Genomic DNA, 11105 nt, shown 5'->3' on the forward strand with positions numbered 1-11105 from the left:
CCGGCGGGGCCTCGCTGACGGGCAGGACGACATGCAGGCAGAAGCCTTGGCCGGGCCGCGTTTCGATGCGCAACACGCCACCGTACTGGGCCAGGCGCTCGCGCATGCCGGTCAGGCCGTTGCCGGCCACCACCTGCGGGCTGCCGGCGCCGTCGTCGCGGGCATCGATGAGTATCGCGGCACCGTCGCGGCGGCAGTGCAGCCACAGGTTGCGCGCGCCGGCATGGCGCACGGTATTGGTGATGATCTCCTGCGTGCAGCGCAGCAGGACGTGGGCGCGGTGCGGGTCCTCCAGCGTCAGCGGCTCCTCGATGTCCATGTGGATCGCGAGCGAGGGGACCTTCTCGGCCAGCGGCACCAGGGCCGCACCCAGGTCGATCGCACCACTGTCGCGCAACTGGCTGACGGCTTCGCGCACGTCGATCAGCAGCAGCCGGGCCAGCGTATGCGCCTGGCGCACGTGTTCCTGCGCCCGGCCCTCGGTCATGTGGCCGGCCACTTCCAGGTTCAGGCTGAGCGCGGTCAGGTGGTGGCCCAGCAGGTCGTGGAGCTCGCGGGAGATGCGCGTGCGTTCGTTCACGCGCGCGCTCTCGGCCAGCAGCACGCGCGTGGCCCGCAGCTCGGCATTGAGGCGGCGCTGCTCCTCGCGGGCCTGGGCCTGCTGGCGGGCAACGTAGGTGGTGATCAGCACGAAGGCCGAAAACCCCACGTAGAACATCGACTGGAACAGGGCCTCCCAGAAGTTGAAGTCGTCGCGCGCCATGAACGACGGCACCAGCAGCACATGGGCGGCCAGCAGCCAGGCCACGGCGAACCGCAGTTCGAGCAGCCAGGGCAGCACACCGGCCATGATCAGCAGCAGCACCGCGCCCAGGCCGGTCTGGGTGTAGAAGCCCACGCCGATGGCCGTGGCGGTCAGCACCATGGCGAGCGGCACGTTCCAGGCGGCCGGCAGGCTGTCCCGGCGGCCGTCCAGCGCGCGGGTCGCCAACCAGTAGACGCACCCGAACGTGAAGTAGCTCAGCGCGGTCATCGGCAGGTTCACGCCCTGCCCGTCGGTGCCGCTCGAAGGCGGCAGTACCCACACGTTCAGGATGATGGGAATCCCCACCAGGGCCCAGGTATAGAGGCCGGCGGCACGCAGCAGGCGGGTGTGGCTGAGTCGTCCCAACATCCGGGCATCTTAGGCGGAATCGCCCACGCCCATGTCCCAACTAAAGTCATGCCGGGCCCGGCGCGCACGGCGGCCGGGTTCATCCCCGGCTCACCCGGCGCCTCGCCGCTGCTGCGGCAGCATGCGATAATCCGGCCTTGGCCGTGTGCCGCCCTGCAAGACCCGTTCGGAGTCAGGTAATGTCGATTGTCATCCGCGACGTGCGCGAGCACGAGCTGGATTCCGTCCTAGCCCTCAACAACAATGCCGGACTGGCGATCCTGCCGCTGGATTCGGCCAAGGTCCGCCGCTTCTACGAGACCGCCGAATACTTCCGCGTCGCCGAGCGCGACGGCAACCTGGCCGGCTTCCTGGTCGGCTTCGGCTCCGGGGCCGGCCACGACAGCAGCAACTTCGCCTGGTTCGGCGAGCGCTATCCGCAGTTCTTCTACATCGACCGCATCGTGGTGGCCAGCCGCCGTCGCGGCGGTGGCGTGGGCCGCGCCTTCTACGCCGACGTGCAGAGCTATGCCGAACTGCGCTACCCGCAGCTGGCGTGCGAGGTGTTCCTCGACCACGGCGCCGATCCGGCGCTGCTGTTCCATGGCAGCTTCGGCTTCCGCGAAGTGGGCCAGCACGTGATGGCCGAGGCGAACGTCCGCGCCAGCATGCTGATGAAGGAACTGTGCAGCTACCCCTGGGTGCGCGACACCTACGGCGACGCCCTGCCCGACGTCGCCTGGGCCCGTACCCGCCTGCAGGCCGACACCGTCCAGCGGCCGACCGGTACATGAGCGTGACGCGAGCCCCCATGGATTACGAACAGGCCGGCGAACTGAAGATCGGCCAGGTCGGCATCGCCAACCTCCGCATCCGCACCCTCGACGTCGACCAGCTGATCCGCGAAATGCGCGAGCGGGTCGAGCGCGCGCCCAAGCTGTTCGGTCGTGCCGCCGTGATCGTGGATTTCGGCGGCCTGAGCCGCCTGCCCGATGCCGACACCGCGCGCGCGCTGATCGACGGCCTGCGCGGCGCCGGGGTCATCCCGGTGGCACTGGCCTACGGCACCCGCGACACCGAAACCCTCTCCGAACAGCTTGGCCTGCCGCTGCTGGCCAAGTTCCGCGCCCAGTACGAACCGGTCGCGGGGGCGTCGGCCCCGGCCGCTTCCGCGCCACGCCCGGTCGCGGCTGAAGCCGCTCCCGCAAAAGCGGCGCCGGCACCCGCCGCGCCGAAGGCGACAGACAGCAGGCCCGGCCTCGTCCAGAAGACACCCGTGCGCTCCGGCCAGCAGCTCTACGCCGAAAACCGCGACCTGACCGTGCTCAGCACCGTCGGCGCGGGCGCCGAGGTCATTTCCGACGGTTCCATCCACGTTTACGGCGCGTTGCGCGGCCGCGCCCTCGCCGGTGCGCGCGGCAATGCCGACGCGCGCATCTTCTGCCGTGAATTCCACGCCGAACTGGTCGCCGTCGCCGGCCACTACAAGGTGATGGAGGAAGTACCCAAGGAACTGCGCGGCAAGGCCGTGCAGATCTGGCTGGACCAGGACCAACTCAAGATCGCCGCGCAGGACTGACGCGCGGCGCCAGACCGAACATAAGAACGACCAAGGAGAACACCGTTGGCTGAAATCATCGTAGTCACGTCCGGCAAGGGCGGCGTGGGCAAGACCACCACCAGCGCCAGCATCGCGTGCGGCCTGGCCCGCCGCGGCAAGAAGGTCGCGGTCATCGACTTCGACGTCGGCCTGCGCAACCTCGACCTCATCATGGGCTGCGAGCGCCGCGTGGTGTACGACTTCGTCAACGTCACCCAGGGCGAGGCCACGCTGAAGCAGGCCCTGATCAAGGACAAGCGCTTCGAGACGCTGTACGTGCTGGCCGCCTCGCAGACGCGCGACAAGGACGCGCTGACGAAGGAAGGCGTGGAGAAGGTGCTGAAGGACCTCTCCGACGATGGCTTCGACTTCGTCGTCTGCGACTCGCCGGCCGGCATCGAGAAGGGCGCGTTCCTGGCGATGTACTTCGCCGACCAGGCCATCGTGGTGGTCAATCCGGAAGTCTCCTCGGTGCGCGATTCCGACCGCATCCTGGGCCTGCTGGATTCCAAGACCCGCCGCGCCGAGAACGGCGAGCCGCTGAAGGCCAACCTGCTGCTCACCCGCTACAACCCGGCGCGCGTGGAAGGCGGCGAGATGCTCAGCATCAAGGACGTGGAAGAAGTGCTGGGCCTGAAGACCCTGGGCGTGATCCCCGAATCCGGCGACGTGCTCAACGCCTCCAACAAGGGCGAGCCGGTCATCCTCGACCTGGAATCGCCGGCCGGCCAGGCCTACGACGACACCGTCGCGCGCCTGCTGGGCGAGGACCGCCCGCTGCGCTTCACCACCCTGGAGAAGAAGGGCTTCTTCAGCAAGTTGTTCGGAGGTTGAGCATGGGCCTGTTCGATTTCCTGAAGGCGAAGAAGAACACCGCCGAGACCGCCAAGAACCGCCTGCAGATCATCATCGCGCAGGAGCGCAGTTCGCGCGGCGCCCCCGACTACCTGCCGCTGCTGCGCCGCGAACTGCTGGAAGTGATCAGGAAGTACGTCAACGTCGACGTCGATGCGGTCAAGGTGGACCTGATCAAGGACGGCGACCACGACGTGCTGGACATCTCCGTCGCGTTGCCGGAAGGCAACCCCTGACAGGACCGGGCCGCTCGCGGGAGCGCCCCGTGGGCGCGGTGCTTTTCGATGCGGGGTGGAAAGCACAAGCATCGCGCCCTTGGGGCGCTCCTGCCGGTGTTTTCCCATGATGGCTGACTCTGCCGACGCCGACGCCGCCCTGCCCGACGTGCTGCGGGTAGGCGACCTGCCGCCCGGCGCTGCCGATGCGCTGCTTGCGTCCCATGGACTGCAGCTGCACCGCGTCGACGATGGCGCCCCGATCCCCGGCAGCTTCTGGGGCGAACCGGAAGCCGGCGTGATCGCCCACAACGTCTACGTGCGCGGCGATACGCCGGTGCATTCGATGCTGCACGAAGCCTGCCACCTGATCGTGCTGCCGGCCGAACGGCGCGCGCAGGTGCATACCGACGCCACCGACTCGGTGATCGAAGAGGATGCCACCTGCTGCCTGCAGATCATCCTGGCCGATGCGCTGCCGGGCGTGGGACGTGCACGCCTGATGGCCGACATGGATGCCTGGGGGTACACCTACCGGCTGGGCTCCACCCGGGCGTGGTTCGAACAGGACGCGGACGACGCCCGCGCGTTTCTCAGGGAACGCGGACTGCCTCATCGCTGAAGCTGCTCCCTGTAGGAGCGCCCTTGGGCGCGATGCTCCTGGCGTGTTGATGGCTCTGTAGAAAAAGCATCGCGCCCAAGGGCGCTCCTACGGGGAAAAGCCCCCGCACTTGCCGCCTTTCTCCCGTCTCACTACCCTTCGGGTTCCCGTGCCCGCCATCCCGAAGGACGTCCCGTGAAGCATCGCCATCTCCTGCTCGCCCTCGCCATCGGCGCCGGCCTCGCCACCCTTGCCGCCTGCAAGAAGGACGAACCGGCCACCGATCCGGCCGCCGCTCCCGCCGCACCGAAGGGCGAGACGGCGGACCAGTTCGTCGCGCGCGTCAACGACGAGTTCAAGAAGATGTATCCGGAGATGACCGCCGCGCAGTGGCTGTCCAGCACCTACATCAACGACGACAGCCAGCTGCTGGCCGCCAAGGGCAACGAGCGCTACCTGACCCAGCTCAACAGCTGGATCGAACAGGCCAAGAAGTTCGAGGGCCAGCAGATGTCGCCCGAGACCGCACGCGCCATCCAGTTGCTGAAGCTGGCCACGGCGATGCCGGCCCCGAAGGACCCGGCCAAGCTGGCCGAGCTGACCCAGATCGCCACCCGGATGGAAGGCACCTACGGTGCCGGCACCTACTGCACCGGCGAAGGCGAGGCGAAGAAGTGCCGCCAGCTGGGCGAGCTGGAAGACGTGCTGCGCAGCAGCCGCGACTACGACGCGCAGCTGGACGCGTGGCAGGGCTGGCACACCATCGCCCAGCCGATGCGCAAGGACTACACGCGCTTCGTCGAGCTGGTGAACGAAGGCTCCAAGGAAATGGGCTTCGCCGACGCCGGCGAGATGTGGCGCAGCGGCTACGACATGACGCCGGCCGAGATCGCCGCCGAGACCGACCGGCTGTGGGGCCAGGTCAAGCCGCTGTACGAACAGCTGCACTGCTACACGCGCACCAAGCTGCAGGCCACCTACGGCGTGGAGAAGGGCCAGGTCAACGGCCTGCTGCCCGCGCACCTGATGGGCAACATGTGGCAGCAGGACTGGGGCAACCTGTGGGACATGCTGGAGCCGTACAAGGGTGCCGGCAGCCTGGACATCACCGGCGCGCTGGAAAAGCAATACCAGGCCGACTATCAGGCGGCGCTGGCCAAGGCCGGCCCCGGCCCGGGCACGGACGCGCTGTTCCAGGCCGAACGCGAGGCGCAGCTGCAGGTCGCCAAGCAGATGACCGAGCGCGCCCAGGACTTCTACACCAGCCTGGGCATGCCCAAGCTGCCGGAGAGCTACTGGACCAAGACCCAGTTCATCAAGCCGATGGACCGCGACGTGGTCTGCCACGCGAGTGCGTGGGACATGAACATGGCCGGCGACGTGCGCACCAAGATGTGCATCAAGCCCAACGAGGAAGACTTCACCACCATCTACCACGAGCTGGGCCACGTCTATTACTACCTGGCCTACAACAAGCTGCCGCCGCTGTTCCAGGCCGGCGCGCACGATGGATTCCACGAGGCCATCGGCGACACGATGGTGCTGGCGATGACGCCGGACTACCTGAAGTCGATCGGCATGGTCGGCGAACAGCAGCAGAGCAACGAGGCGCTGATCAACGCGCAGATGCGCATGGCGCTGGCCAAGGTCTCGTTCATGCCGTTCGGCCTGATGATCGACCGCTGGCGCTGGGGCGTGTTCGACGGTTCGATCAAGCCCGCCGACTACAACAAGGCCTGGTGGGAGCTGAAGGCCAAGTACCAGGGCGTGGCCCCGGCGACCGCGCGCGGCGAGGACTTCTTCGATCCGGGCGCGAAGTACCACGTGCCGGGCAATACGCCGTACACGCGCTACTTCCTTTCGCACGTGCTGCAGTTCCAGTTCTACAAGGGCCTGTGCGACGCGGCCGGCTACAAGGGGCCGCTGTACAACTGCAGCTTCTACGGCAACAAGGCGGCGGGCCAGAAGTTCTGGTCGATGCTCGAGAAGGGTGCCAGCCAGCCGTGGCAGGCCACGCTGAAGGAACTCACCGGCGGCGAGAAGATGGATGCCGGCCCCGTGCTGGAGTACTTCGCGCCGCTGCAGGACTGGCTGAAGCAGCAGAACGAAGGCCAGACCTGCGGCTGGCCGGCGGCCGCGCCGGTCGCTGCGGCGGCCCCCGCCAAGCCCTGAGCCCCCACGGGCGGGCCGATGACGGCCCGCCCGTTGCCATCCCGACACGGAGGTCTTGTCCATGAAGTCCACTCACCCCGCGGTATGCCTGGTTTTCTTGATGCTGGCGGCCTTGCCGGTCGCCGCCACCGCGGCGACGACCCAGGTGGCCGGCGAGGCCAGCCGGACACCAGCCCAGGTGGCCCCCACGTGGAAGCTGGCCTCTTTCCCGGCCCGCTACGTCACTCGGCAGGGCTATCGGGAACTGGCGATCCGGCGCCTGGTGGAACTGGAGAACCACAATGCCAGCCAGCGCATCAAGGCGACGCAGATCGGCGTCGGGCGCACCCTCGCCCACGAAGGCATTGAACGCGCCACGCCCGCGCTGCGCTGGGTGGCGCTGAAGTCCGGTGGGGCTGTCGCGCGCCTGCAGGTCGGCTCGCCCGATGCACTGGGCTTGCGCGTGGGTCTTCAGGTGAGCGATCTGCATCCGCATGTGGAGCTGCGCATCGCGGGCAGTGACGATCCGCAATGGATTGTCGCCATGCTCACTGCCGCCAAGGCGAAAGCGTTCGCCGACGCTGACGGGATGTACTGGACGCCGGCGACCGATGGCGGCACGCAGATCATCGAGATCTATCGCCCGGGCCACGTAACTGCGGCGCAGGCGCGCGTGCGGGCTCCCCAGGTGTCGCACCTGCTCGCCAACAGCGCCAACAATTTCAAGATTGTTGAAAAGGTCGGCGAATCCGCCAGCTGCAACATCAACGCCGTCTGCCGCGTCAATCAGCTGGGGCCGGCCTACGTCGAGGCCAAGAACGCCGTGGCCCACATGATGTTCAACATCTACAACACCGACGGCAACGTGCTGGGAAGCTACATGTGCACGGGTACGCTGCTGAACGATACGACCCCGGCCACCCAAGTTCCCTGGTTCTACACGGCAGATCACTGCTTCCGCGGCGGCGGCGACGTACCCGTGCAGGACCGCAGCAAGGTGGCCGCCAGCCTGACCACCTATTGGGGCTATGAGAGCACCTCCTGTTCGTCGACCAATGGCAGCAAGAACAATGCGCTGGCCGGCGGTGCGGACATCATGTTCTACGACGCCAATGTCGACGCCATCCTGCTGCGCCTGAAGAACCCCGCGCCCGCCGGTGCGACGTTCGCGGGCTGGGACGCCAGCACGCTGGCGCCGAATGCGGACGTGATCGCCATCCATCATCCTTCGGGCGACGCGAAGAAGTACTCACGTGGGCAGCACGTCGCCGACAGCTACGCGGAACAGTTCACGGTCGGCTGGCTGGAGGGCACCACCGAAGGCGGCAGCAGCGGCTCCGGGCTGTTCACCCGCCATGCCGACAGCAGCTACCGGCTGCGCGGCGGCCTGTACGGCGGCGATGCCTCGTGCGCCAACACGGGCAACATCGCCAATGCCGAGAACCGCGACCACTATTCCCGCCTCGACCTGGTCTTCCCCCGGATCAAGCAATGGATCGCCGCCGATCCGGTCCGCGAGCACGGCTCGCAGCCCTTGGTGCGGACGGCCGGCGCCATCGCCCAGGGCCAGGGCGCGCGTGCCGCCGGAAACGCGGCCGCATCCACCCGACCCACTCGCCCAGCGACCGGCGAGCACCGCCCGACGGCACCGATGCGCACGACGCAGCGCGAACGCTGAGACCGCCTGGGTGGTGGCTGCGAAAGGCCGGCACCCGCCGGCCTTTCTCTTGCCCCCATGCCGGCTTCATCGAGGCCACACGCGACGGGCCGACCCTGTGCGCCATCCACGCACCGCCCTCGCCCATGCCCACGATCTTCACCCATGCCCTGATCCCCGTCGCTGCCGGCGTCGCCCTCGGTCGGACACGCATCGCGCCGCGCCTGGTGCTGGCCGGCATGGCGGCGGCGATGCTGCCGGACGCGGACGTGGCCATGTTCAAGCTGGGCATCGACTACGCGCACGCCTTCGGTCACCGGGGAGCGAGCCATTCGCTGGTCTTCGCGCTGGCGTGCGGTCTGCTGGCCGCGTGTTCCGCGCGGATACTGAAATCACCGCCCTTCACCGCGCTACCGTTCGTCGCCCTGTCTGCCGCCTCCCACCCGCTGCTGGACATGCTGACCGACGGGGGCCTGGGTGTCGCGCTGTTCTGGCCCTGGTCCGACAACCGCCATTTCGCGCCCTGGCGGGTGATCGACGTGTCGCCGTTCGCGAACCGCTTCTTCAGCGCGCGCGGCGTGGAGGTGCTGCTGTCGGAACTGCGCTGGGTGTGGATGCCCACACTCTCGCTGGCAGCTATGGCGGCGTGGCGCCGTTGTAGGAGCGGCGTGAGTCGCGACCGCACGGCGGGAGTGATCGAGAAGGGCTGAAGCACGCAGGACGACCGCCATGCTGCAAGTCGCCCCTGTTCCCAGCCCGGACAGGCTGCGGTCGCGACTGACGTCGCTCCTACAGAGAGGCGTACGGCGTCAATTCACGTCCGGCGCAGGCTCCGGCTTGTTCGCCTTCATCTGCTCGGCCATCTGCTGCTCGAACTGCTCCAGCGTCAGCCCCTGCGCCGCCGCCTCGATGACGGCGGTGTCGCGCAGTTCGTCCGAGTACACCAGGCGCACCGGGTTGCCCTGCGCCTCGTGCAGGGCCGCGGCCTGCTTGATCATCGCCAGCACTTCCGCCGCGCTGTCGGAACTGCCGGCGATGCGGCCGTCCATGCCCAGCACCCACACGCCCGCTTGGCGCACGATGCCGGCCAGCAGGTCGCCCTGCGGATTGCGCAGCTCGGCGTGCGGCTCGATCGCCGGTGCGTTGGCGCGCGCCTGGTTGCGTTCCTTCGTCGCCTTGCGCTTCTTCGCTTCGCGCCGGGCCTTGGACTGGATGGACATGGGAATCTCGCTGGACGTCAGAGTTGATCGGTGGGTTGCAGCGCCGCGGGTTCGCGGGGGCAGACGGGCTGGCGGCGGCTGGCGTGCGCCTCCCATTGCCACATCGCCCAGCCGGCCGCCACGAAGCCGGCCATGCCCAGCGCCAGATGCAGGCCGTGGTGGCTCAGCAGCGGCGACAGCAGGCCGGCGATGAGCGCGTTCACCATCAGGTTGCTGAAGGCCTGCAGCGACGACGCCGCGCCGCGCTGGCGCGGATACATGTCCAGGATGGCCAGGGTCAGGATCGGGAACACCAGCGCCACGCCCAGCGCGGCCAGCATCATCGGCAGCACCGCCCACGGCACGCGGATGTCTGCGCCCGCCCAGGCGGTGTAGCCCACGTTCGCCGCCATCGCCAGCGCCATGCAGGCATAGCCGATCTTCACCAGGCGCGCCCCTTCCACCCGTCCCGCCGCGCGCCCCGAAAGGAACGCGCCCAGCACCATGCCGCCGATGGTCGGCAGGAACAGCCAGGCGAACTGCTGTTCGTTCAGGTGCAGCAGGTCCATCACGAACGCGGGCGCCGAGGCGATGTACAGGAACAGCCCGCCGAAGCTCAGCGAACCGGCCAGCGCCAGGCGCAGGAAGCGCCGGTTGCGCACGATGCCCACGTAGTCGCGCAGCAGGTGCCGCGGCGACACCTTCAAGCGCGCCTCTGCCGGATGCGTCTCCGGCAGCCATACGGCCACCGCGACCAGCAACAGCAGCGAGAACGCGGCCAGGAACCAGAAGATCGTCGGCCAGGCGCTCCAGCCCAGGATCCAGCCGCCCACGATGGGTGCGATGGCCGGCGCGATGCCGAAGATCATCGACACCTGGCTCATCAGCCGCTGCGCATCGTCGCCATGGCGCGCATCGCGGATCACCGCGCGGCCGACGATGAAGCCCACGCCCGCGGAGAGGCCCTGCAGGGCACGGAACAGCAGCAGCGTGCCCATGTCGGTGGCCAGCGCGCAGCCCACCGAGGCCAGCAGGAACACCGACAGCCCGCCCAGGATCACCCGCCTGCGGCCGAACGTGTCCGACAGCGGCCCGTGCACCAGGCTCATCAGTGCGTAGGTCAGCAGGTAGGCGCTGATGGTCTGCTGCATCGCCACCTTGTCCGCGCCCAGCTGCGCGCCCATGGCCGGGAAGGCCGGGAAGATGGTGTCGATGGAGAACGGGCCGAACATCGCCAGCCCGCCCAGCAGCAGGGCCAGGCGGCGGTTGGAGATGGCGTGGGGGGCACTCATTGCGGGGGACGCTCCGGACGGGCGCGGCGGGCCTGCCATGAACGGGCCGCGCCGGGCGGCACATGGTACGCCGAAACCGCCGACGGCCCCGCCATCGGGCCCTCCCCGGGCTGTCCCGAGCTATACTGGGCCGGCAACACCGGTGGGAGAAGCCCGTCGCCCGCGACCGGCTGCCGAAGGCGCAAACGCCCGTAATCGCTCAGGCCCGATACCACCACTGCAACGACACTCTGGAGAGACCGGCCGCCTCGCGGCAGCGCCGGCGCCGAAGGGGCACGAAGCACGCGACCTCCTCGTCGGCGCGCTTCCAAACTCTCAGGCAAAAGGACAGAGGGGCATCCCACGCGCGGTTTCCGCGCGCCCGGTTCCATTGCCCTTCCCG

10 protein-coding genes, 1 pseudogene and 1 riboswitch are annotated in these 11105 nt (G+C 68.6%); of the genes and pseudogenes, 8 read left to right on the plus strand and 3 right to left on the minus strand.

What is annotated here, in order from left to right:
* Window positions 1-19 precede the first annotated feature (19 nt).
* Window positions 20-1174, minus strand: a pseudogene (locus MUU77_RS12430) (histidine kinase); the annotation flags it as partial.
* A 179-nt stretch (window positions 1175-1353) separates the two neighbouring features.
* On the opposite strand from MUU77_RS12430, the gene MUU77_RS12435 reads away from it, so the two are divergent.
* The 8 genes from MUU77_RS12435 to MUU77_RS12470 all read left to right on the plus strand — a co-directional run bounded on the left by MUU77_RS12435 (window position 1354) and on the right by MUU77_RS12470 (window position 8942).
* Window positions 1354-1947 carry a GNAT family N-acetyltransferase gene (locus tag MUU77_RS12435; RefSeq protein WP_245087318.1) on the plus strand — a complete coding sequence of 198 codons (594 nt, stop codon included), beginning with the start codon at window positions 1354-1356 and terminating at the stop codon, window positions 1945-1947.
* Window positions 1944-2732, plus strand: coding sequence for a septum site-determining protein MinC (gene minC, locus MUU77_RS12440; RefSeq protein WP_245087321.1), 789 nt, complete (start codon window positions 1944-1946; stop codon window positions 2730-2732). The genes MUU77_RS12435 and minC overlap by 4 nt, the downstream gene beginning before the upstream one ends.
* Window positions 2733-2777: 45 nt before the next feature.
* Entirely contained in the window at window positions 2778-3587 is an 810-nt protein-coding gene (gene minD / locus MUU77_RS12445; protein ID WP_245087324.1) for a septum site-determining protein MinD, read from the plus strand.
* Window positions 3588-3589: 2 nt separating this feature from the next.
* Window positions 3590-3844: a cell division topological specificity factor MinE gene (gene minE, locus MUU77_RS12450; RefSeq protein ID WP_245087327.1), complete on the plus strand. Its 255-nt coding sequence runs from the start codon at window positions 3590-3592 to the stop codon at window positions 3842-3844.
* Window positions 3845-3953: 109 nt separating this feature from the next.
* Window positions 3954-4445 (plus strand): hypothetical protein, encoded by a 492-nt coding sequence (locus tag MUU77_RS12455; protein WP_245094433.1) that lies wholly within the window; start codon window positions 3954-3956, stop codon window positions 4443-4445.
* A 174-nt stretch (window positions 4446-4619) separates the two neighbouring features.
* Window positions 4620-6596, plus strand: coding sequence for a M2 family metallopeptidase (locus MUU77_RS12460; RefSeq protein WP_245087331.1), 1977 nt, complete (start codon window positions 4620-4622; stop codon window positions 6594-6596).
* A 61-nt stretch (window positions 6597-6657) separates the two neighbouring features.
* Complete coding sequence (locus MUU77_RS12465) at window positions 6658-8253, plus strand: serine protease (RefSeq protein ID WP_245087334.1); 1596 nt, start codon at window positions 6658-6660, stop codon at window positions 8251-8253.
* A gap of 125 nt (window positions 8254-8378) precedes the next feature.
* On the plus strand, window positions 8379-8942 hold the full coding sequence (locus tag MUU77_RS12470) for a metal-dependent hydrolase (protein WP_245087336.1): 564 nt from the start codon (window positions 8379-8381) through the stop codon (window positions 8940-8942).
* A gap of 99 nt (window positions 8943-9041) precedes the next feature.
* On the opposite strand, the gene MUU77_RS12475 is transcribed toward MUU77_RS12470, so the two are convergent.
* Together MUU77_RS12475 and MUU77_RS12480 are read right to left on the minus strand one after the other, a co-directional pair.
* Window positions 9042-9452: a hypothetical protein gene (locus tag MUU77_RS12475; RefSeq protein ID WP_245087339.1), complete on the minus strand. Its 411-nt coding sequence runs from the start codon at window positions 9450-9452 to the stop codon at window positions 9042-9044.
* 17 nt (window positions 9453-9469) lie between these two features.
* On the minus strand, window positions 9470-10723 hold the full coding sequence (locus tag MUU77_RS12480) for a multidrug effflux MFS transporter (RefSeq protein ID WP_245087342.1): 1254 nt from the start codon (window positions 10721-10723) through the stop codon (window positions 9470-9472).
* Window positions 10724-10943: 220 nt separating this feature from the next.
* Window positions 10944-11064: riboswitch (glycine riboswitch) on the plus strand.
* Window positions 11065-11105 lie beyond the last annotated feature (41 nt).

Source organism: Pseudoxanthomonas sp. F37 (assembly GCF_022965755.1).
Classification (GTDB): Bacteria; Pseudomonadota; Gammaproteobacteria; order Xanthomonadales; family Xanthomonadaceae; genus Pseudoxanthomonas_A.